This window comes from Coleofasciculus sp. (assembly GCF_046565525.1).
Classification (GTDB): domain Bacteria; phylum Cyanobacteriota; class Cyanobacteriia; order Cyanobacteriales; family Coleofasciculaceae; genus Coleofasciculus.
Window position 1 is genome coordinate 64,836 of the sequence record NZ_JBKHUP010000010.1, and the last position, 22,553, is coordinate 87,388.

The following is a 22,553-nucleotide window of genomic DNA, read 5'->3' on the forward strand; positions in this document are numbered from 1 at the left end:
GTAGTAGGCACTTAAGTGCCTTAAAATGGCTTATTTCCAAGCACTAAAGTGCTGACTACAAACAGGCTCATACAAGTCTGATTAAACTGACATGATATAATAAGCTTATGATTTTTGCTTCTGTCGGCGCTTGAGGGTTGAAGCGGTGCCGACAACACCAACGGCTAATAAACTGAGTATTGAAGTGGGTTCGGGAACAGAAGTTGAGGGTTCTGTTGAGGGACCTGTTGATGGTAATGATGCAGCACCAAAGATTTGACCACTACTACCTGTAACATTCTGATTAAATGTGCCGGCTCCTGTGTTGGTATTAATAGTAATCTGTTGTCGATTAGCGGTATAACCAAACAGGGTGCCATCCTCAAAGAACAAGCCAAAAACATCCACGAAGCCAATATTACCAATCTGGGTAGCTGTACCATCTAGAGCAATAGATAATAAGGTATCTGTGCTACTACTTCTAGATGTGGCTAAAAACTGATTGTTGTCAGGATTAAATACAAGATCACCACTGCTACTAAATCCAGAAATGCGAGCCACTAATGATGTATTTCCACTGGACGTATCAACGGTATAAAAATTACCTGAAGTGCCAGCAGCGTAAAGCTGATTATTCGTTGAAAAGCCTAAAGCATTGATATCATTTACACCAAGTCCACCAATCAGCGATGATACTCCTTGACTTTGATTAATACTATATAATTGACTGAACGTCACCCCAAATAAATCGCCATCCGTCGATAAGGCTAAATCAGTAAAGCTTGGATCACTATTAATAAACGGTGTAAAATTTCCTGTAGCTGTGTCAATCGTTCCAACTTGTCCATTGCTAGTCGAAAGAATAGATGTCGCTTGTGCTACTCCTCCAGAAATTAAAGCCAAGGATACGGCTCCAGCAGTAGCTACCGATAATTTGCTCACCAGGTGAGAAATACCCATGAAGTTGAGCCTCATTATGAAAAAACTTTACTATTAGTATAGGTTCAACCTATTATATTTTCTATAGATAGCGGGAAAGTTTACAGAATCTTTAAGTTAAAAAACAGATAAATTTAGGCAATATATTTGTCAGATTCCTTTTGGGTGAATACTTTCAGGTATTTTTCTGGATCTTGACAATCCAGTCTCTGATGATTAGATATCCGATGTAGTAAAATGGAGCCTGTAGAGACGTTGCCTGCAATGTTTCTACAGTCCTTAATTTTCCCAATTCTCAATCCCTAATCCAAAAGCTTAGCCTGACAATACTTATTCAGCAAGCCCTAAATAACGTTTAACAATTGCCAAAATCCGTTGAGCGGCGTAACCATCACCAAAGGGATTAACGGCGGTAGCCATAACCTGATACGCCATCGAATTCCGGAGTAATTCACTGGCTACGGCGACAATGTGGCTGGGGTTGGTTCCCACCAGTTTCGCTGTCCCTGCTGTAATGGCTTCTGGACGTTCAGTGGTTTCGCGCAAAACTAATATAGGTTTACCTAAACTCGGCGCTTCTTCCTGCAATCCACCCGAATCCGTCAGCAACAAATAACAGCGTGCGATCGCGCCCACTAATTTGCCATAATCTAAGGGTTCACTCAAAAAGACTCGCGGATGATTGCCTAATATTTGTTTCAGGGGTTCTCTGACGGTAGGATTGCGATGGAGGGGTAAGAGTAAAGCAGTATCCGTAAACATATCCAAAAGTTGGACAAAGGCTTGGGCAATATGTTCTAAAGGTTGACCCCAGTTTTCCCGACGGTGAACCGTAGCTAATAAGACGCGATACTTGTTCCAATCTAATCCCGGAACCGGACATTGGGGTTCCTCCTTGGCTACTGTCAGTAAAGCATCAATCACCGTATTCCCCGTCTGGTGAATCTCGCCCACAATCCCCGATGTCTTCAGATTCTCCACCGACTTAGCTGTTGGTGCAAAATTCAGTTGGGCTAACTGAGAAATCAACCGCCGATTGGCTTCTTCGGGATAAGGATTAAACAAATCATCCGTTCGTAACCCTGCTTCTACATGACCCACAGGAATTTTTTGATAAAATGCTGCTAAAGTAGCAGCAAATGCTGTCGTCGTATCTCCTTGTACGATAACCAACTGCGGGTTAATCTCGGTAAATAACTCCTCCAATCCCCGCAAACTTCGACAGGTAATATCTGTCAGCGTTTGCTTGACTTGCATGATTTCTAAATCGCGATTAGCTTTTAGTTGAAATAGCTGCATCACCTGATCCACCATTTCCCGATGCTGACCCGTTAAGATGACCTGAGTATTAAACATCTCACAGGCTTGAAACTGTTGGATAACAGGCGCGAGTTTAATCGCCTCTGGGCGGGTGCCTAACGTAATACAGATTGTCGGTTTATAAGTCATTTTTCATTCGTCATTTTTCATTTTTCATTCGTCTTTAATCATCAGTCCATTCAATTTGATAGCGAATTAATTATGCCGCTGAATTCCCAAACCAGGATACTATTAAACCAAATCAAAGAATTAGGACTACCTCCTCTCAATGAACTGAACCCCGTACAGGCGAGAGAACAAGCAGCGATGGGAGATCAGTTCTCCCCTAAACCTGAACCTGTCGCCTCGGTGAAAAATTGTATCATTCCTAGTTCTGAGATAGACATTCCTATCCGTATTTATACACCAGCCGGAAACCCACCCTTTCCTATTCTGGTATTTTTCCACGGTGGCGGTTGGGTTGTCGGAAACTTAGAGGCGGCGGATAGTATTTGTCGCACGTTAGCCAATCAAGTCGGTTGTATTGTCGTTTCTGTGGATTACCGTCTCGCACCCGAACATAAATTTCCCGCCGCCGTAGAGGATGCGTATACCGCCACAGAATGGGTGGCTAAAAATGCGGCGTCATTTCAAGGTGATCCGGAACGTATTGCGGTTGGCGGAGATAGCGCTGGAGGAAACTTAGCCGCCGTTGTCGCCTTAATGTCACGCGATCGCAACTTTCCCTCCCTAGTCTATCAACTGTTATTCTATCCTGCGACTCAGTACGGTTTTGACACCGACTCCCATCGGCAAAATGGCAAAGATTACCTATTAACCATAGAGCTATTAGTGTGGTTTTGGCATCACTATCTCTCATCAGCCGCCGACGGACAAAATCCCCATGCTTCACCACTCCTGGCAGACAATTTGAGTAACTTACCCCCAGCGCTGATTATCACCGCCGAATATGATCCTCTGCGAGATGAAGCAGAAGCTTATGGCAATCGCTTGCAAGACGCCGGAGTATCTGTAAAAATGACTCGCTATGATGGCACAATTCACGGCTTTGTTGGCATGGCAAATGTTCTGGATCAAGGTCAAGAGGCGCTAGCTGAAGCCGCCGCCGCACTCAAGCATCGGTTCGCCATTGCTTAGTTCCCCAATTTTTGTCAGGCTTTTCTAATTCAACTAATTTATATTTATTCCCACGATATTTAATAATTACGTCCGACTCCTTAGGTCGAGATGCTTCACTCCGCTGTCGCTCCGTTCAGCATGAGATTTCGCCACGATACTTGACGCTTTTACATTTCTATTTCTCACTATCGGCAAAATTTACGTTTTCGTAAATATCACTTATATTGATCTGAAAATCGATTGACCTTAATTCGAGAACCGCCTCAGCTGATTCTTGCTCACTTAATAACCATTGACCATTAGGATTTTTGGCATACTGCATCAGATGATATTTGGTTTGGTCAATCAAAATATATTCCTTAAACTCCGGAATCGACCGATAGTAAATAAACTTATCGCCTAAATCATAATTTTTCGTCGATTTGGATAATACCTCAACAATTAACGAGGGATTCATCACCGTCGTTGTCCCCGTTCCTGTGTAAATCGGTTCTCCTTCAATAACCATCACATCAGGATAGGTGTACTGACGATAACGAGGTATCCATAACCGTACATCCCCGATATAGACCCGATAATTTTGCCCTCTCAAACCAAACTTTAAGTTGGCATAGAAATTCCCGGCAATTTCATTATGATTAGTCGTCCCACCCGTCATCGGTACAATGTCCCCATCGCGATATTCATGCTTATACTCCGCTTTCTCCTCTAGTTCTAAGTATTCTTCTGGCGTGTAGGAGCGTTTTTGTGTCTGTAATTGCATAAATAATACCCGCTATTCCTCTACCTCTATTATTTTCTCAGCCGAAACGTGATAATGCTCAATCTTGACTAACGGGTCTAGTCCGCGATATCGCCCATCTCTCTCAACGTCACTTGAATCGGGACAGGGTGAGAGAGGTTCCCCGATACTCTTTATTGAGCCTAACTCATGACCGAACCGCACCTCGTCTATTTAGGGCTTGCTGAATACCGTTTTAATCTTTTTCATAAATAATTTAAATGTATAAAACTGGATTGATATGTAAACATAATTAAAAGACCGAGTAAATGAAGTTGATATAAGAAAGGAGACGACCGATGGTAGCAGTAGCAGAGGGAATTCAGCGTCGGTTGACGATGCAGACGACCGAAATTGCCCTGGATACCACCGCAATCCGATCGCTAGATTGGGATCGCGATCGCTTTGATATAGAATTTGGTTTACAGAATGGCACGACGTACAACTCATTCCTGATTCGGGGTGAAAAAACGGCGCTGGTGGATACCTCCCATGAAAAGTTTCGCCAACTCTATCTCGATACTCTGAAGGGATTAATTGACCCAGCTCGATTAGATTATCTAGTCGTCAGCCATACGGAACCCGATCACAGTGGCTTAGTCAAAGATATTCTGGCACTTGCCCCGAATATTACAGTTGTGGGGTCGAAAGTGGCGATCCAATTTCTGGAAAATTGGGTCAATCAGCCGTTTCAATCGCAAATCGTCAAAAATGGTGATCGCATTGATTTGGGAAATGGACATATCCTCGAAGCCATAATTGCTCCCAATCTCCATTGGCCCGATACGATTTTCACCTATGATACCAAAACCCAGGTTCTGTTTACCTGTGATGCCTTTGGCATGCACTATTGTGATGATTACACGTTTGATGAAGACTTAGACCTACTCGAAGACGATTTTAAATATTACTATGACTGTTTAATGGGTCCAAATGCCCGTTCTGTGCTATCCGCCCTGAAACGGATGGACAAGTTACCCGAAATTACCACCATTGCCACAGGTCATGGACCCCTACTTTATCACAACCTGAGTGAACTCACGGGACGTTACCGTCGGTGGAGTGAGGAACAGGCAAAAGCAGACACGACTGTTGCTGTATTTTACATATCCGATTACGGGTATAGCGATCGCCTCTCCCAAGCCATTGCCCATGGAATTACCAAAACCGGTGTGGCGGTGGATATGATGGACGTGCGATCGGCTGATCCGCAAGAGATTAAAGAATTGATGAGTATAGCGTCTGGGGTGGTGATGGGTACACCACCGACGACGGGAGAAGTCGCCTCTATCGCCCAAACTGCGATGGGTACAATTTTGGGGGCGACGAATCCGAAGCAGTCTTTTGGTGTATTTGAATCGGGGGCTCTTGAGAGTGAATCAGCTTATCTGTTGGTGAATAAGTTTCGGGATTTAGGACTAACGCCAGGGTTTGCGCCGATTTTAGTCAAAGATACGCCTAACGAACAGGTTTATCAGTTATGTGAAGAAGCGGGAACGGATTTAGGACAATGGTTATCACGCGATCGCACGATTAAGCAAAGTAAGTCCCTGGATAGTGATTTGGATAAAGCCTTGGGGCGACTCAGCAGTGGATTGTATGTTATTACGGCTAAAAAGGGGAATATCAGCAGTGCGATGGTAGCGTCGTGGGTGACGCAAGCTTCATTCAAACCCCTGGGTATATCTGTGGCGGTGGCAAAGGATCGGGCGATCGAGTCGTTAATGTATGTTGGCGATCACTTTGTTCTCAATGTCCTAGAAGCTGGAAATTACCAGGGACTGATGAAGCATTTCCTCAAGCGCTTCCCCCCCGGTGCGAACCGTTTTGATGGGATTAAAACCTATTCTGCTAGCCATGGTTCTCCGATTTTAGCCGACGCCCTAGCCTATATGGAATGTGAAGTGAAAAGCCGCTTAGATTGTGGTGATCACTGGACGATTTATGCCACAGTTTCTACCGGTCGGGTTTCTCAGACGGATGGGATGACGGCGGTACACCATCGTAAGGTGGGGAATCATTATTAGTCATTTGCCATTTGTTTTTGACGAATTGGTGCGATCGCTGATCTCGTAGGGGCGCAAAACTTGCATCCGTGTGACATCCTCCTACACTGTACCCTTAGGGTACAGTGTAGGCTTCCTTTGTCGCAGCCTTACGACTACGCTTCCGGCGTTTTATAGTGGGGAGTATGCAAGAGCCCACTCTCTTGATGTTTATCGCTGCGTTCCAGTCCCTATCCATTATTAGTCCGCATAGACATTCATGGATTCGGACAGATAAATCTTTCTCTTCAAAGCGATTACAACAAGAACATACTTGGCTTGTATCGTGGGGTTTTACCTTCACCACCGACTTGCCAGCTTTTGCAGCTTTGTAAGCGAGAATTGATAGGAATTGACCCCAGCCAGCATCATTGATTGATTTGTTTAAACCTGATTTAGCGCTTTGTCCATTGGGTAAATATTTTCCATTTTCATCCTGTTTAGGTTTATTTTTCCGGGACAAATTTCCTGGCTTGATGTTCTCCACAAAAAACACCTGTTCATCCCGGCTCACCAGTTTTGTCGCCGACTCATAATGGAATTGTTTCCGCTTCCGTTGTAGCTTTTGGTGGTGCTTAGATATCTTTTTTGCCAGCTTCCGCCGTGAAGCCGATTTGTTTGGCTTTCCATCTTTGCGGTTAGCCAACCTTGCCAACTTCGCCTCAGAATTGCGATAGTGCTGTTGAATTGGCTCAATTTCCCCATCCGATGCCGTTTGTAAGGGCGAAGCATTTGCGGAGTTTAGTGAGCGGTTAGTTGCACAAGTTGTCAGCGCAAATGCTTCGCCCCTACCCAAGCCAACGTCCAAACCCAGAGAGTTCTCTTCTGTTGCTTCTATCTCTGGAGGCTTTAAGCTGGGGACAGACTTGTCTTCTAGTGTTAGGGTTATGTACCATCCATCTGCTTTGTGAGAAACTAGCGCCGCTTTGATAGTGAAACGTTCCGGAATGGGGCGGTGGTAGATAAGCTTAACCTGACCTACCTTGGGTAGGTTGATATAAGCGATATCCCGTCGTGCTGAGCCGTTTTTCCGTCGGTGAGGGTTAGCCGTGACGGTTAGGCAACCCGGCTTTAACTGGGGAATCGAAAATGTTCGATATCGCCGCACCGACTTAAACCGAGGCTTCCCGCTTCGCTTCCCGTTTAAATCACCTTTGACAAAGCGGTTAAATGTGTCTTTGCTTCGCTTCAATTTCATCACCTCCTTTACACTTTATTCTAACAATTTCAAGCCGAATAGTTAGGATAAATTGGAAATAAATTTCCTTAGAAAAAGCGATTCATCCCACGCTCAATCGAAGATTAGAGCGTGGGGCTTCTCGCAGATTAAGCTAAAGGTGGAACCAGCCCCTACATAAAACTCTAACTTTCCTATTTTCTTAACGTTGCAATCCGTTTCCTCGACCTTGGATTAATGGATTTTCAACTGCTTCTCGGTACTGCTCAACCTCTTCCGTATACGCAATCGGCAGAACACACTCCACATTTTCGTGAGGACGGGGAATAATCACCCACGATTCTAAGGTTGCACCATAGGTTTTTTCAACGGCGGCAATCCCCGCATCCATGGCAGTTTTTACCTCAGAAACATCGCCACGAATATTCAGATTAAAACGAGCGCTACCGACGCGGATATAGCCAACTATCGTCACTCGACCCGCTTTCACCATGGCATCGGCTGCGGCTAATATACCGGGAAAGCCCTTGGTTTCAATTGACCCAACTGCTACTATTGACATTGCCAATCTCCTTAATCAGTGAAATTATTAAATCAAAAACTTATTCTACGAATTATGGGTATTTTTTCAGGAAAATACTCTGTGTCTTTAGCATTTTTATCGCGAACCAGACCTAGAGCAACTGAAACTTTTACCCTTTCCTTAATCAGTTAAAATGTACGAAACTGTTCAACTTGACTGGTATATTCAATCGGTAGAACGGTGTCAACATTTTCGTGGGGATTAGGAATGATGTAGTAAGCGGTTATCTCGGCGCCATAGGTTTTCTCCACCGCTTCTAGACCCGCATCTACAGCCACCCTGACCTCGGAGATTTTGCCCCGAACGCTGACCATAAAGCGACCACTTTCATTGCGATCAAACTTCACCAGGGTAACAGCGCCAGCTTTGACCATCGCGTCTGCTGCGGCAAGTATCCCTGGAAACCCCAACGCTTCAATCGTCCCAACTGCTGCTGGCATGATTGCTCTGTTGCCTCCACCTCAAAAGACTATATCCAACTTATTGTACGGGGCTTGATGACCCATTTGGGCGAAATTAGATTATAGATTATTTTTTAGATGAAACAAAACTTCATCAATTGAAATATTTTAATGGGTTGGATTTCCAGAGGACGGGTTTGGCGTTGACGGGTAACATGACTGTCACCGTTGTCCCTTTGCCCACCTGAGTCGCGATCGCGATCTTCCCCTGATGCAAATCTACACAATTTTTAACAATAGACAGTCCCATTCCCGTGCCGGCAATTGTACTGACATTACTGGCACGGAAAAAGGGGGAAAATAATCGAGGTTGCTCCGATTCGGGAATACCAATCCCTTGGTCTTGAACTTGAATGATAATACTGTCATCCTCGTGGCGTAGAGACAAGGAAACCGTCGTGCCTTTGGCAGAATACTTAATCGCATTGCTGAGGAGATTGGTGACGATATGTCGCAGCATCTGCTTATCTAACTCCGCTTCACCAGACGAGAGTTGAGCGTCATAAGTCAAAGTATAGCGATCGCCGACCATCAGTCGCTGTTCGTCTACCAATTGGAGACAAAAGTCTTCCACATTCAACGGTTCGGGATTAAACTGAAGTTCGCCAGCTTGGGCTTTATTAAACGTGAGAACCTCTTCCACAAGCTGAGCCATCTGCTTGACGCCCATTTGAATCCGGTCTAAATAAGTTTGTTGTTTCTCCTGTGATAACTGATCACTGTACCGTTTCAGGAGTTCTGTTGAGGTTAAAATTACTGCCAAGGGTGTGCGGTATTCGTGGGAAATCATTGCCACAATCCGAGATTTCAGTTCACTTAATTCCTGTTCAGCGATTAAGGCTTTGCGAATTTCGGCTTCGGCTTTTTGGCGTTCGGCGACTTCCGTTGCCAGTTTAACCCGTTCTAGTTCTAGGGCTTGGGCTTGACGGCGTTCGCTGATATCGCAAAATACTAAAACCGCACCCTTGATATCATCATCGTTGGGGCGCATTAAGGAAACATGATCTACGATTGGCGTCTTGGTTCCATCTCTGGCAATTAACAGGCGATTATGTCCTTGATTCAGGACAGGTTCACCCCGCAGCAGTAGCATCACTGGGTTTTCCACAACTGTATTCGTGGCTTCATTGAGAATTTGCACGACTTCAGTAATGGGTTTGCCCATCGCTTCAGTAGACAACCAGCCCGTTACGGTTTGGGCGATAGGATTCATATAAGTAATGCCGCCCATTGCATCCGTTGCCACTACCGCATCATGGGTTGAGTCGAGAATCGTCGAGAGAAATTCCTCGCGTTCGATTAACTGCTGTTGGGTTTGATGCTTATAAAGCGCGATTTCGATCGTAATCCCTAAATCTCGTTGATTAAAGGGCTTGACAATATAGCCAAATGGCTCTGTCACTTTAGCACGCGCCAAGGTAGCCGCCTCGGAGTGAGCCGTCAGGTAGATGACAGGTATTTTAAATTGGCTGCGAATTTGATCGGCGGCTTCAATTCCATCCATTTCTCGGTGTTTGAGAACAATATCCATCAACACCAGATCTGGATGAGTTTCAGCGACTTTAGCGAGGGCGGCTGTACCAGAATTGGCAATATCCACCACGTCGTAACTCAGTCGTTTGAGTTGACCAGCAATGGCTTGAGCAGTAATAATTTCATCTTCGACAACTAGAATCTTTGCCCTTGCCACACCACTATTGCTCATATATATTGCACAGCTTGAACGGAACCCCGACTAAATCAAAGATTCTAGTCGGGGATTCTCCCCTGCTGTTACCACGAAGAGCCGCCGTTCTCGGTGGGTATCAGGAACTTGGGTCCTTTATACCCCTCCCTGCCATTTCTGCTAGGAAGTTAAGACTAGTCATTGACAAGAATCCCCCGTCTGTCACTCGGGGGAGGATCAACAGAGGACACCAAGTTTGATAACAGATGCTATGAAATTGTTGATGTATTGGTTACCACCTCAAGATCCTGGGCAGTCTTGCCATTTTTATTATTGGTATGACCATTGCCATTACGAGGCTGAAGCACACCATATCCGCCGTGATTTCGTTCATAGATGACGTTAATCTCATCGGTTTTCGCATTCCGGAACATATAGAAGTCGTGATCGACCAGTTGAAGCTGTTCCAAGGCTTCTTCAATGGTCATCGGCGGCATGGCGAAATATTTCATCCGCACGACTTCTGTGGGCAGTTCGGGAGCGCGATCGCCAATTAAATCCTCAGCCACAGGTGCTTCATGAATAACAGCGGCTGTTTTCGGTTGTGCCTGTGTTTTCTTTTGCAGCTTTTCTTTGTATTTACGCAGTTGACGCTGAATCTTATCTGCCACCAGATCGATACTGGCATACAAGTCTTCGCTACTCTCCTGGGCACGAATTACGGTTTTATTGGCATATATGGTAACTTCGGCAGTTTGCTTCGTGCTGATCCGAGGATTACGGGCAACAGAGAGATGCACGTCTACCTCAGTCGTCATATTCTGAAAGTGATTGACCGCTTTTTCTATCTTTTGATTAACATATTCTCGAATTGCATCAGTGATTTCAATGTTCTTGCCCTGGATCACAAGCTTCATACTGACTACTCCGTCCTGTAGTATTGTGTCGTAATAGAGCAGAGCTAGGGCTGGTCTTAGCTGCTCTTGGAGGATACTTCTATTGTAAGGCTGAGTGTGGATAACTTCTGGATGTAAGCAGCAATACTTTACGTAAGTTTGTTCTCTGATATATTCCTTAACCAGGGAATAAGGTATAAATGGCACAAAATGGGGACAAGGAATGCCCAGACGTAGGATTCTACGTCTGGAACAGTCAAGCGGCGCGGGTTGAGTGGCCTCTTCCCCAATAGAGGGAGATGAGGGAGTCAACGGAGGTGTTAACCCAAAATACAACCTGTCCGAGGCGGTAATTCTATCGCCAAATTGTTTTGATTCCAGGTGAAGCTGGCGTCGCCGTACAGGATTTGACGACGTGGTGATAATTCTGGCGGCGCCTCAACCTGAACTTGGGTGGTTGTCATTCCTGCATTGACGGCAATAATTAACTCATCTGCCTCAAGTTGGCGGGCGAAAATATACGTCATTCCCTCGGCAAAGAGCACTTTATAGCTACCTGTACGCAGGGCGGGGTGATGATGACGTAGGGCAATAAGCTGACGGTGACAATCGAGAATCTCTTGATTCCATTGAGATTCTAAGGGAAAACCCCGTCGGGAGTCAGGATCTAATGCGCCGGGTAAACCGACTTCATCTCCATAGTAGATGCTGGGGGCGCCGAGAAAGGTAAACAGTAATAGGGTAGCTAGCTTAACGCTTTCGATCGCTTCGGCGGATGGATTTTTCTTCCCGCCACTGGCAATGGATAGCAGTCGGGCTGTATCATGACTGGCTAGCAGGTTGAGTTGGGTGAGTTGAATTTCCCAGGGGTATAGCTGCAACAGATGCTCGATTTTAGCGGCATAACCCGGTGCATCTAGGGGAGGATAGGGTTCGTAAGAGGGTTGTTCTACGTATGCGTGAACCACGCGATCGCCTGCGGTAAAGGCGATGGTGGGTCCGGTGAATAGGTAGTTCATTACCCCGTCAAATTGAGTCCCATCTAGCCACTGACTCGAGTCTACCCACACTTCGCCGACAATATAGGCATCTGGGTTAATGGCTTTGACGCGATCGCGAAATTCTTGCCAAAATCCTGGCGCTTCAATCTCATACGCGACATCTAAGCGCCAACCATCGACGCCGAGTTTAATCCAATGTTCGGCAACCTGCATAATATATTCCCGCACGTCGGGATTATCATGGTTGAATTCGGGTAACGCCCGATTGCCTTCCCAACCGACATAGTTAGCTGGTTTGCTGCCATCATAGGCTGATAGGGGCCAGCGTTCAATCTTGAACCAATCTAACCACGGCGAATAAGGACCATTTTCGAGAATGTCATGGAAGAAGAAGAAGCCGCGACTTGCATGATTAAATACACCATCCAGGACGACTTTCATCTCCCGCTGATGACATTTCTCTAAGAGTGTCATGAATGTACCATTCCCCCCTAATACTGGGTCGATCTGATAATAATCGTGAGTGTGGTAACGGTGGTTACTGGCGGATTGAAAGATGGGGGTAAAGTAAATGGCGTTAACGCCTAAATCTTGCAAATAATCGAGTTTTTCCATTACGCCCCACAGATCTCCGCCCTTATAACCTTGTAAGGTGGGCAGGGCATCCCAGGGTTCTAAGGGAAGTGTTTTAGCCACTTGCGAACGGGGTGGATGACCCTTGGCGAAGCGATCCGGGAATATTTGATAGAAGACGGCGTGCTTCACCCAATCTGGCGTCTGAATCTGCATTGATAATGGTCTAGCTCTTCTCTACTAGAGTACAAGTATGGCTCGCTAAATACGATTTATGTTATTGAAGTTAGTATTTTACCCGAAAACTGTCTTTAAGCCAAAGAAAAACTTATGTAACGAAATCCAATGATTTCAATTGTGCCAATGATAAAACCGTTCAAGGAATACTGTCTGGATTTCTGGATTACTCACCTACCTAGTTCCTTATGGAGTGAATATTCATGGGCAGTATATCAGTCGCTCCCGACAACGATGATGGAATCTTGATAAAATGCATATTTAACTCGAATTTTTTGTCACCTGTCAAAAGTCGTATATTTTTAATTTCAAGAACGGCGTGAGAATCCCAATCCCCGTGAAAAGGATTGGGATTCTCAGATGGTTTAAGCCGCCATCATCATCTGCTTAGCGGTACTAATTTCCTCAGATGTAGTTTTACGCCATCCTTCAATATTGAGTTCTTGCAACACATCTTTTCCGGCTGGAGTCGTATTCATATCTAAAAGAATACGTTCTAATTGACTCTTATGATCCATGGCATTTGGACTAATATAGATACCATGAAAGATGACCTTTTCTTCCGATTCAGCAAAGGCATTAACCATCGCCTTGGTATTGGCTGAGAGTTCCTTGTATGTGTCTTTATAGACAATGCCGAAAGGGGCTTCGTTTTTGGACACGCTATTGACAACTCCTAACCAGGAGGATTTATCCAAAATTTGTGCCGGTGCAATTCCTTTTTCTTTGAGGCTATGTAAAGCAACCTTACTCGGTAGCATACTTATGACAGTGGCAATAGTTTTCCCTTGCAGTGACTCTAAGGTGGGATTGGCGATATCCTGATTGGCAATATACACGACTTCATCATAGAGATTGGTCGGACGAACTACAGCAGAAAAGCCTTGTTGTTCCCGCAGACGGATACTATCAGCAGGGTTAGCATAGACGATATCGGCTTGCTCTAGATGTTGATGAAAATCCTGGAAATCCAGCGAAACATCTAAATGTACTTTGACATCAAGCTGATTATTTAAATACTGGACAAACCGAAACCATCGATCCGGTTTCTTGGCTGTATCGTGGGGACAGATCATCAGGGTTAACTTGTTCATGGAGGGGTCTATTTTCTACGTACATTGGCGGAAGAGAATTCTTGTCTTCCTCTGATTCCTTTTTTCATGGAAATTTGACCCAATCAGGAACGTGAATTATTGCTTTTATTCATAAAACGGCATCAGGGGTATAGAGTGAGATATATTAACCGATGAATTAAGCTGTCATGGCGTTAAAGTGAGGAGAAGTAGCGGGACGCTTGGTCACACTATATAGATTTCGTAATTCTTGACAATAAGATTTAAATGACGAACATTTATCGGTGACTAGCTAACTTAGTGGCTAAACCCGCCCCTACAGTAGATAAAAACCTATACAAAATAACGAGCTAGACCCTCGCACTACAACCGTTCCCGGTTCCCTATTCTCACAACAATACTTATTCAAAAGCCCCTAATTATTACTGATTACCTAATCCCATTCAGGACCCGTCAATGTGCCTCGCAGACGCCAATTTCCTTGGGGAGAAAACACGTCTAAAAGACCACTATTTAATTCTTGCTGAACATAAGGACTATCCAACACCGCCCAATCATCGAGAATTCGCTCTTTGCCATTAATCTGAGCTACACCCGCCCCTCGATTGGGTTGATAGGTCATCTGTAAGCGATCGCCAGCTAAACTGGTATAGGTAAGCTGACCCATTGTCTCCCAGGAGCGATCGCGAATCTCTGTTTGGTCAAGGGCTTGCTGTAAAGCCTCGATTGTGGGATAATCATCAACACTGGCTACATCGGTAATCCAAGCGGTATTCCTGCCGATTGCCGCTAAAACTTGGTAATCAGAATATTTCTCTGATACCTGACTTTGCCAGTCTATCTTTTCACCCCAAGGACGGGCGCAAAGGAAGGTATTCTCAATTCGCCAAATGTACCAATCCCTATAGCGCTGAGGTTTCCCATATCGAGTCGGTAAAACCAGGTGAGAACGCCCCAGTACATCGGCGGCTTTATCTTGTGGATTTAATCGTAACTGATAAATTACTGCACCCTTTTCTTGGACGTACTGATCTCCTGGAGAACGCCCTGTCGCCATGGCGGAATGATAGGTTCCTCCCAAACTAACAACGGCATTATTTTGCCCCTTTGGATCACGGATGACTAATTTATAGGTAGCATATTGGGCATTAATGGTGCCTTTGACTTGGTAAGAACGACTGGGGTCAATTAATGTACCCAAACTATAATCTTGAGTCACATAAAATGTTTCCCAAAATCGGTTGTCTTGGTGATAACTATAATAACCAGGATGACTGGCTTTAAGCTGAAAGGGTAATTTTATCTCCTTACGGGCAATCGCTCTCAATTGAGGCGGCGGACGATAATCACTCAACGCGGCAGGTAATGCTACCCTAGTAACACCACGATCCATACGCTCGACAGGTGTCAAACTATCCCCCCACCAAATCCAAGCCACCCCACTCAAACCACTATCATCCCACGTCCCCCGATCAAAACCACGACTTTCTGCACCGCCTGCGGTTCCCCAACTGAAGCGCACCGCCATATTGACGGCGTACCAATCTAATGCGGCTTTTGCCAACTGGCGCAGTTCAGGAGTATCGGCAAAATCATAGAGATTTAGCAAACCTGCGATCGCATAACCATAATACGTCGAAGAATGAAACTCTCCCTGTCCAATCGTCAGGAACTTATTCAATTCTGCCCTAAGCCAAGCCTCATTTGTCGCCGCCGTCGCCGGGAGAGGCGTAGGGAAACCACTTCCATCCATCAGCGCTAAACCGGAAATACGCTGCATGAACTGATGGTTTTCTGTACCCTGTTCCAGCCACTCCCGCACACGCGGCGAATCCACCATACTACGGTAAGAGGATTGTACCGCTTTGGGCATGGTATCTCGAAATAAGAAGAAGATACGAATATCGTAGGGGCTGCGGAAGTGATAAAGATCAGGTTTTCCTTCATCTAAACCTAAGAGTATATCCCAGGTTTGCTGGCGATCGTATTGTTCCCCTAAGCTGAGGCGGGCAAGAATGACTGGAAGTAGGTATTTATGGGGGTCACTAATCGTGCGAGTACGCCACCAGGTATCCAATCCCTGCAAATCCTCCGCCGCCACCTTTTCCCGAATTGCCAAACTCCGCGCCCGAAATGCGGCTTCTGCTTCCCCTTCATCTAAAATACGCTCTTTGAGCAGGGTTTGGGACCGTCCAACTCCTCCCCATTGCCACTCAGACAACAGGGCTCGACTCAGGGGAAAATCTGCCGCCCAATCCGCCGTACCGATAAGTGCGGTAAGAGTTGTCAGCGCTAGAACTAGGACTTTGACTTTCATGATATCTAGCTATCTCGAATTGCTGGAACCGTCGCTAGGGTTTGGGCTGATTTTTTCATGGCTTCAATGTCAGACGGTAACCAGGAACGGGTATCTCGGCAATGATGAGCCGCAAGTAATCCCCATAACCGTCGCGGTGTGAGAATCGGCACAACTAAATTGGCATGTACTTTGAGGCTCCGCAAAAAGTCGCGGTGACAGGGATCGATGGGTTCGGTTTCAATATCTGCGATCGCTCTTACCCGTCCTGCATAATACAACTGGGCATACTCGTCATTAAAGCATTCATCGCCCCCTGTCGAGCCGAAGATAGAGTATTTGGGAGAACTTAATGACTCGAAGGTGACCTGACCTTTCCACTCGTGATAGAAATAATAAAGAACCACGCGATCGACTGCCAAGATGTCTCGCAGATAGTCAGTCGTTCCTTGAATTAGCGTATCCCGTGCCAAATTCTTAGCCAGACGGTCAGCAAAGGATCGTAAACCTGGATCACCAGTGGTCATCGATTGATCAGAATCAGAGTTGGTTTGGGGATTCCCTGGCACTGGCTGATTCATGTTAAGTCCCAATTATTGGTTACACTTGCTATTTTATCCCTATCTCCCCCATCTCCGGGAACCCCCTGCACGCCCGCTCAATATCACTGCGAATCAGAGCGCGATCGCAGATAATTGATTAGCAAAGCTGCCATGGAAAACACACACAGGCTTTTCCACACAAATAACCACCAAGGACGCCACCAGGCTCCTGTCTGCACTTCGATGATATCCGATAGTCCAAAGAAAAAGAAGGTGAGGAAAGCCATGAGTGCTTGATATCGCTCTGTTCCCGAATGGCGAATGATGCGGACTCCAAATCCGAGTGCGATCGCTATCCAAATCCCCGCCTCGATATAATTCCCCTTTTGGTAAATAGCTTCTAGCAGCTTAACTTGAGCGGCTGCCTGTTGGGGACTCGTCGGTTCCGAAAACGTTAACCCTGTCCAAATTCCTAAACTTACCAATAGGAAAAATAAGATGATCAGCCTTATCTTAGCAGCGTTAGTAATAGCAAAATGGTTTAGTTTAGTTGGTTTTTTGCTCATTACTTTCACACTCCACTCATTCAAAATGGTTTATTTATTAACTTATGAATAAGGGCGGGTTTTGTTGTTCATTATTTTGTCTATAGCTAGTTGAATAGGCTAAATCCGCCCCTACAATTGACTCATGAATTAGCCAGGAATTGTTACCGTAAACGTTGTGCCAACTTCAGGTTCGCTGGTCACGCTAATGTTACCGCCATGTACGCTAACACAAGTTTGGGCAACCGTTAACCCTAATCCTGAACCCGGAATACTATCAATATTTGTTCCCCGGTGGAAGGCTTTAAATATATGGGGAATATCATCAACCGGAATACCAATTCCTCGATCGCAAACTTGAAAAATTACCTCAGTTGCTGTGCAATTTATCCGAAAATCAATAGTGCCACCTTGCGGAGAATATTTAATTGCATTCGTCAGTAAATTGCTCAAAATAGAACGCAGCATATTTTTATCTAAACAGGCGCTGCCACAGTCGGCATTTATAACACAATTTAGAACATGTTGATGGTCAGGGTTAAGCGGTATATCAGCCAAAATATCTTGACAAAACTTTTCCAGCTCAACCTGCGTCGGCTGGAAATCCAATTGTCCCGTTTCAGCACGATTAATTGTGAGAATGTTATCTAACATTTGCCGTAGGCGTTGAGTCGCACCTTCAATACGTTGCAGATTTCTGAGTTTTTTATCAGGAGAAAATTTATCAGGGCAAAGTTGTAGGAGTTGAACGGAGGCTAAAATTGTACTCAAGGGAGTGCGAAATTCATGAGACACTAACGAAAAAAAGCGTAGCTGGAGTTGACTCAGTTCTTGCTGGCGTTCGAGTTGGCGACGCATTTCTTCGGCTTGTTTGCGCTCAGTGATATCAATGCCAATACCAATGAGATACTTAACTGCACTGTTGTCATCTAGCAGGACTGTATTGTACCAGGAAATTAGGCGACGATTACCATCTCGTGCGAGCCAGTAATTTTCATGCTGGTTGGTAAAGTGGAAATCGGAAGAGTATAGCGCATCTGCTATATCAGCTTTAGTCTCCTTTCTGGTTTATTCAAAAAATTGGCTATGAAAATCTTGTTCGTGGAAGACGATATACCGCTCGCGGAAGCACTCACAGAGGCGCTTATCGATCAGCATTATGATGTGGATGTTGTCAATGATGGGGAAGCAGGCTGGCAACAAGCGATCAGCCTTTATTATGACTTAATTTTGCTCGATGTCATGCTACCTAAGTTAGATGGTGTCAGTTTGTGCCGACGTCTGCGTGCTGATGGCTATCACGGCTCGATCCTGATGATCACAGCCCTTGACACCAGCACGGATAAGGTGAACAGTTTAGATGCAGGCGCTGATGACTATGTGGTCAAACCCGTTGATTTGCCAGAACTCTTAGCTCGCATTCGAGCGCTGTTGAGGCGGGGAGGATGTTCAGTACCGCCAGTGCTAGAGTGGGAGCGCTTACAGCTCGATCCCAGCCGTCATGAAGTAACTTATAATCAACAGCCTGTACATTTAACCCCAAAGGAATATTCCTGTCTAGAATTATTTTTGCGAAATAGTCAGCGTATCATCAACCGCGAGTTTATCATTGAACATTTGTGGTCATCAGAGGCAAGCCCTTTTGAAGATACCGTTAAAGCCCACATTAAGAGCTTGCGTCACAAACTCAAAGCGGTGGGAGCGCCCGATGACTTGATTGAGACGGTTCACAGTTTTGGTTATCGATTGAAACCCTTTTCTTAATCTTCTCTTTAACTAAATCACTAAATTTCCTTTGTCATTCCCCAAATTTTTTACGTTTAACCTGTAAAGTCTGTAGTGGTCATTGAGTCATGACCGATAGGGGTATTCCCGTTTTTGACTGGATGTCCTCTAATTTCAGTGTTTCCGTATGACGACAGCTCCATTCTTATCTCAGCAGGTAAACCATCAAGTTGAGGAAATGAACAATGTCTAAATCACTGTCTAAAGCGGTTGTAGACTTGGGACTACGATTAGTGAATGAAGAAATTGACAATGCACTGGCAGTTTATGGTGATGAGCTCTACAACGAACTGTTTGCCCAGCCTGATGTCCGTCAACGACTCGTTGACTACGTGATGGCAGCAATTCCTGAAGCTTATACCCAGGCAAAGAAAACGACGAACGGTTCTGTATCCACGAAAATTCCTTACCATTCCTTAGAACTGCGTTTGCGGGTTGAAACCTATGCTCATTGGGGAATAGAGTACCTTCTACACACTCAATCAGACTGGCAACCTCCCTCGTCCCTAACCAATGCTCAATTCTATACCTTGCCTTGGAGCCATACCTATCTTTTTGCGCCAGCCTTTTCATAAGGAAAGCTGTTCTTGAGACAACTTACGGATAAGCTGTTGGACATTTTGGGCAAAGTAAATAGGGGATTGAAGGTGTTTTAGCTGATTAAGTATCTGATTCAGTTTCAGCGAGGACAAAAAGGTAGAAAGCAGAAGGCAGAGGGTAGAAGGCTCTATGCTTTTGGTATCTGCTTTTTTGTCTAGTTTTGACGGAGTGGTATCGGAAACAGCTCTGCCCTAGTCTTCTGCAGTCAAACTTGTGGATAAAGCTTTTTGGTAATCCTTTATTCTGCTTCTAAGTAAGAATTGTGACCAACTGATAACATTACGGGGGTTATTGATGATGACTCAACTATTTTCTTCTCGGCTCAATGACATTAGTAATCTTATGCTTTGTTACTACACCAATGGAACAGGCAAAACCTTAATTGCTCGGATTACCAATATCCCAAGTTATTTAGCACGATTAGCCGAGAATTTTTCCGCTAAAAGCGTCTGCGTAAATCACACTTGGTTCAATTTGGCGAATGGGGTTGGGGGAATCATAAACGATTAATAGCGCATCGGATTCTCCTAAACAGGGAAACAAGGCTAAACCTTCGGCGTGATCGCATCCTGGGGTAAAGGGTAAGTCAAACAGACTCTCTAGCTCTCCTGAGGCTTGCCCAGTGATACTATCGGCTGAACGGTCTAAAATAGACTTGAGGCGAAATACATTGATAGCGCCTTCTAAATCCATTGTCGGTCCAGCGAGAATCAACAAATCGTCTCCTTGCCAACAGAGTTCCCGCACGCCTAAACCATTAAGATCGATAAAGTGCTTGAGATAGCGTCTGCCGTTTTCACCGATATTCTGAAGGGTTAATATCCCCGGTGCAGTTTCAGCCACTTTGATTTCTATGATAACTGCCCAACCCCTGAGAACCGGACCCCGACAGCCCAAAAACACGCGATCGCCACGCACCGCCAATCCTTCAATATCTAAGCCATTATCCTTACTGGGTAAGGGATGGGTGACAAACGGACCCAAGTGAATATCGTCAATTAAGGCGTCCATGAGAATATTACTCGCTTCTGTCTTTTGTAGACAGGCGGCGGTCAATTTCTTATCAGGATTATCCGGGAGAGAAGATACTTTTAATAATTCGCCATTCACCAGAGGAATACGAATCAGTAAATATCGATTCACATCGGTTTTAATTGTGGCAAGGCGTTGTATGTCTTTTTCTAAGTTTTTCCCTTTAGGTTTGCCACGTTTAGTGCTGTGGGAACCTGTTATCCAAAGATAATTATCGTCATGATCGATTCCTTCAATATCGATTTCATCATCTTGATTAAATAGTTCAATGAAATCTCCTACATAATAGGATTGGTGATTACCAAAAACACAAGGTTCGATCAGAGAAAGACGTTCTACATTTAACCCGTCATCGGAACCTAGCCACAAATTGCCATCCGGTGTGAACGTGGTGGCTGAGAGTTCGTTAAGTAGGTCTTCATCGGAGGAATTAAAGCGTAAAAGGACGCGGCTGAGCAAAAAGGGATTGGACATAATTAGTGATTGGTGATTGGTGATTAGGTATTGGTGATTAAGGTGCGTATTTTTTCACAAAGTCAATGATTCTTATTCCCACCAGTACCTCAAGCCCTCTGGAGAAAATTTAAAGTACCAATGTTGAGGGCAAAGTATGGAAAGCCCTCACAGTAACCACGATTTGTTAGCAAAATCAGCCGGCTTTTCACTTTCCTTTTGAATCGGTCGTCCTAGAGTGCGGGCTTGAGGACGCTTGGTTTCTAAAGGTCGTTTGGTCTCTACAGGTCGCTTTTGATTTACTTTGGTCGCTTCATTCTCTTGTTTAAGTGTATCAACCTCCTGGATCAATTTCTCATTGGCTTGGGCAAGTTGAACGGCGGCTTTTTTGGCTTGATCAAACTCACTCTTGAGATGATTAATTTTCTTTAACTCATTTTGTAATTGTTCAACAGATTCTTGCTGCTGCTGCAATTGTGTTTCTAATTCCGTAATTTGTTTTTTTAAATCACGTTCTCGTTGCTCAGCTTGTGCTAAACTATCTTTTAAATCAACCAAAGTGGTTTCTTGGTTTTGAGCTTCCTCCAGTGCTTGCCTCAATTCCGCAACGGTGGCTTCTAGGTCAGCTTTTGTCGGATTTGAGCTTCTTGTTGTACTGGTTCTCCGGCTAGTTGCCATAGTTGATGTCTCCTCTGTTTCAGTATTCGGTTCGTCGGTATCGTCAACATTTTGCTGATTCGGGGATGGCGATTTTTCCACTTCTTCCCGTAGCAAATCAGTTAAACGTTTTTTAGTCATTAGCACCCCCAATTATGGTGTATTTCATCCGCCACGCGGCGATAATCAGCTTGAGCTTCACGGGCATTTTCTCCCCGCCATTGAGTAATCGGTATCCCCTGTAGGGCGGCGCGTTCATGGGCTTTATACGCCCGAATAAACGTCCCGAATGCAGGAACGCCGAGTTCCCGGAGTGTGGTTTGAGCTTCTAAAGCTTCCCGGCGACTACGAGAGTCTACCCGGGTTAAGAGTACCCGATGGGAGGTTCCCACAGGCGCGATCGCACGGCGCACGGTTTCCATCAAAACCGCTAAATCCATGGGTGCGGGAGGTGTGGGTAAAACAATATAATCTGCGATCGCGACAACTGCATTCAAAGCTTGCGATCGCAGCGCAGGCGGCGTATCCACAACGGCTAACTCGTAGCCTTTCAGGGTTTGCAGGCGACTCAAGAGTTGAGGATTGGTTTCTTTAGCGACATCAAACCCGATTTTTCCCTCACTCCGTTCCACCCACCAACTCGCTGAACCTTGCGGATCAGTATCCACTAATAAAACCTGTTTCTTCTCCGCTAGTACGGCGGCTAAGTTGATTGAGGTCGTGGTTTTGCCCACACCTCCCTTACCATTAATAATAGCGATTATGCTGGTCATTCGTCATTTGTTTATGTCAT

The 22,553-nt window shown here is 45.1% G+C and carries 22 protein-coding genes; 5 read left to right on the forward strand and 17 right to left on the reverse strand.

The window, feature by feature from the left end; all coding sequences use genetic code 11:
* Nucleotides 1-105: 105 nt before the first annotated feature.
* Together ACLGGO_RS05505 and wecB are read right to left on the reverse strand one after the other, a co-directional pair.
* Nucleotides 106-939 carry a PEP-CTERM sorting domain-containing protein gene (locus tag ACLGGO_RS05505; RefSeq protein WP_446418535.1) on the reverse strand — a complete coding sequence of 278 codons (834 nt, stop codon included), beginning with the start codon at nucleotides 937-939 and terminating at the stop codon, nucleotides 106-108.
* A 309-nt stretch (nucleotides 940-1,248) separates the two neighbouring features.
* A complete protein-coding gene (gene wecB, locus ACLGGO_RS05510; protein ID WP_446418536.1) occupies nucleotides 1,249-2,367 on the reverse strand; it encodes a non-hydrolyzing UDP-N-acetylglucosamine 2-epimerase in 1,119 nt (372 codons plus the stop codon).
* A 72-nt stretch (nucleotides 2,368-2,439) separates the two neighbouring features.
* Here wecB and ACLGGO_RS05515 point away from each other — a divergent pair, with 72 nt between their 5' ends.
* Nucleotides 2,440-3,375 carry an alpha/beta hydrolase gene (locus ACLGGO_RS05515; RefSeq protein ID WP_446418537.1) on the forward strand — a complete coding sequence of 312 codons (936 nt, stop codon included), beginning with the start codon at nucleotides 2,440-2,442 and terminating at the stop codon, nucleotides 3,373-3,375.
* Nucleotides 3,376-3,532: 157 nt separating this feature from the next.
* Here the strand turns inward: ACLGGO_RS05515 and ACLGGO_RS05520 are convergent, their stop codons facing one another.
* Entirely contained in the window at nucleotides 3,533-4,120 is a 588-nt protein-coding gene (locus ACLGGO_RS05520; RefSeq protein ID WP_446418538.1) for a Uma2 family endonuclease, read from the reverse strand.
* 317 nt (nucleotides 4,121-4,437) lie between these two features.
* On the opposite strand from ACLGGO_RS05520, the gene ACLGGO_RS05525 reads away from it, so the two are divergent.
* Nucleotides 4,438-6,165, forward strand: coding sequence for a diflavin flavoprotein (locus ACLGGO_RS05525; RefSeq protein WP_446418539.1), 1,728 nt, complete (start codon nucleotides 4,438-4,440; stop codon nucleotides 6,163-6,165).
* Nucleotides 6,166-6,259: 94 nt separating this feature from the next.
* Here the strand turns inward: ACLGGO_RS05525 and ACLGGO_RS05530 are convergent, their stop codons facing one another.
* The 6 genes from ACLGGO_RS05530 to ACLGGO_RS05555 all read right to left on the reverse strand — a co-directional run bounded on the left by ACLGGO_RS05530 (nucleotide 6,260) and on the right by ACLGGO_RS05555 (nucleotide 12,756).
* Nucleotides 6,260-7,375 carry an RNA-guided endonuclease InsQ/TnpB family protein gene (locus ACLGGO_RS05530; RefSeq protein WP_446418540.1) on the reverse strand — a complete coding sequence of 372 codons (1,116 nt, stop codon included), beginning with the start codon at nucleotides 7,373-7,375 and terminating at the stop codon, nucleotides 6,260-6,262.
* A 187-nt stretch (nucleotides 7,376-7,562) separates the two neighbouring features.
* The gene (locus tag ACLGGO_RS05535) at nucleotides 7,563-7,922 is read right to left on the reverse strand and encodes a carbon dioxide-concentrating mechanism protein CcmK (RefSeq protein WP_446336082.1); all 360 of its coding nucleotides are present in this window, start codon (nucleotides 7,920-7,922) and stop codon (nucleotides 7,563-7,565) included.
* 149 nt (nucleotides 7,923-8,071) lie between these two features.
* The gene (locus tag ACLGGO_RS05540) at nucleotides 8,072-8,383 is read right to left on the reverse strand and encodes a carbon dioxide-concentrating mechanism protein CcmK (protein WP_446336083.1); all 312 of its coding nucleotides are present in this window, start codon (nucleotides 8,381-8,383) and stop codon (nucleotides 8,072-8,074) included.
* 115 nt (nucleotides 8,384-8,498) lie between these two features.
* Nucleotides 8,499-10,109: an ATP-binding protein gene (locus tag ACLGGO_RS05545; protein ID WP_446418541.1), complete on the reverse strand. Its 1,611-nt coding sequence runs from the start codon at nucleotides 10,107-10,109 to the stop codon at nucleotides 8,499-8,501.
* Nucleotides 10,110-10,339: 230 nt separating this feature from the next.
* The gene (gene hpf / locus ACLGGO_RS05550; RefSeq protein WP_446336085.1) at nucleotides 10,340-10,987 is read right to left on the reverse strand and encodes a ribosome hibernation-promoting factor, HPF/YfiA family; all 648 of its coding nucleotides are present in this window, start codon (nucleotides 10,985-10,987) and stop codon (nucleotides 10,340-10,342) included.
* A gap of 299 nt (nucleotides 10,988-11,286) precedes the next feature.
* Nucleotides 11,287-12,756: a glycoside hydrolase family 13 protein gene (locus tag ACLGGO_RS05555; RefSeq protein WP_446418542.1), complete on the reverse strand. Its 1,470-nt coding sequence runs from the start codon at nucleotides 12,754-12,756 to the stop codon at nucleotides 11,287-11,289.
* 178 nt (nucleotides 12,757-12,934) lie between these two features.
* Here ACLGGO_RS05555 and nrtS point away from each other — a divergent pair, with 178 nt between their 5' ends.
* Nucleotides 12,935-13,015: a nitrate/nitrite transporter NrtS gene (nrtS, locus tag ACLGGO_RS05560; RefSeq protein WP_446336104.1), complete on the forward strand. Its 81-nt coding sequence runs from the start codon at nucleotides 12,935-12,937 to the stop codon at nucleotides 13,013-13,015.
* Between the two features lie 127 nt (nucleotides 13,016-13,142).
* On the opposite strand, the gene ACLGGO_RS05565 is transcribed toward nrtS, so the two are convergent.
* The 5 genes from ACLGGO_RS05565 to ACLGGO_RS05585 all read right to left on the reverse strand — a co-directional run bounded on the left by ACLGGO_RS05565 (nucleotide 13,143) and on the right by ACLGGO_RS05585 (nucleotide 18,091).
* On the reverse strand, nucleotides 13,143-13,871 hold the full coding sequence (locus ACLGGO_RS05565) for a phosphate/phosphite/phosphonate ABC transporter substrate-binding protein (RefSeq protein ID WP_446418543.1): 729 nt from the start codon (nucleotides 13,869-13,871) through the stop codon (nucleotides 13,143-13,145).
* 412 nt (nucleotides 13,872-14,283) lie between these two features.
* Complete coding sequence (locus ACLGGO_RS05570; RefSeq protein ID WP_446418544.1) at nucleotides 14,284-16,167, reverse strand: hypothetical protein; 1,884 nt, start codon at nucleotides 16,165-16,167, stop codon at nucleotides 14,284-14,286.
* A gap of 5 nt (nucleotides 16,168-16,172) precedes the next feature.
* Nucleotides 16,173-16,727: a GAF domain-containing protein gene (locus ACLGGO_RS05575; RefSeq protein ID WP_446418545.1), complete on the reverse strand. Its 555-nt coding sequence runs from the start codon at nucleotides 16,725-16,727 to the stop codon at nucleotides 16,173-16,175.
* A gap of 83 nt (nucleotides 16,728-16,810) precedes the next feature.
* Complete coding sequence (locus tag ACLGGO_RS05580; protein ID WP_446418546.1) at nucleotides 16,811-17,254, reverse strand: hypothetical protein; 444 nt, start codon at nucleotides 17,252-17,254, stop codon at nucleotides 16,811-16,813.
* Between the two features lie 129 nt (nucleotides 17,255-17,383).
* The gene (locus ACLGGO_RS05585) at nucleotides 17,384-18,091 is read right to left on the reverse strand and encodes a sensor histidine kinase (protein WP_446418547.1); all 708 of its coding nucleotides are present in this window, start codon (nucleotides 18,089-18,091) and stop codon (nucleotides 17,384-17,386) included.
* Between the two features lie 228 nt (nucleotides 18,092-18,319).
* On the opposite strand from ACLGGO_RS05585, the gene ACLGGO_RS05590 reads away from it, so the two are divergent.
* The gene (locus ACLGGO_RS05590) at nucleotides 18,320-18,997 is read left to right on the forward strand and encodes a response regulator transcription factor (RefSeq protein ID WP_446418548.1); all 678 of its coding nucleotides are present in this window, start codon (nucleotides 18,320-18,322) and stop codon (nucleotides 18,995-18,997) included.
* Nucleotides 18,998-19,203: 206 nt separating this feature from the next.
* On the forward strand, nucleotides 19,204-19,593 hold the full coding sequence (locus tag ACLGGO_RS05595) for a hypothetical protein (RefSeq protein WP_446418549.1): 390 nt from the start codon (nucleotides 19,204-19,206) through the stop codon (nucleotides 19,591-19,593).
* A gap of 445 nt (nucleotides 19,594-20,038) precedes the next feature.
* On the opposite strand, the gene ACLGGO_RS05600 is transcribed toward ACLGGO_RS05595, so the two are convergent.
* From ACLGGO_RS05600 to ACLGGO_RS05610, 3 genes are all read right to left on the reverse strand, one after another.
* Nucleotides 20,039-21,124, reverse strand: coding sequence for a DUF3616 domain-containing protein (locus ACLGGO_RS05600; RefSeq protein WP_446418550.1), 1,086 nt, complete (start codon nucleotides 21,122-21,124; stop codon nucleotides 20,039-20,041).
* A gap of 147 nt (nucleotides 21,125-21,271) precedes the next feature.
* Nucleotides 21,272-21,901: a hypothetical protein gene (locus ACLGGO_RS05605; RefSeq protein ID WP_446418551.1), complete on the reverse strand. Its 630-nt coding sequence runs from the start codon at nucleotides 21,899-21,901 to the stop codon at nucleotides 21,272-21,274.
* A complete protein-coding gene (locus ACLGGO_RS05610; protein ID WP_446418552.1) occupies nucleotides 21,901-22,533 on the reverse strand; it encodes a ParA family protein in 633 nt (210 codons plus the stop codon). The genes ACLGGO_RS05605 and ACLGGO_RS05610 overlap by 1 nt, the downstream gene beginning before the upstream one ends.
* Nucleotides 22,534-22,553 lie beyond the last annotated feature (20 nt).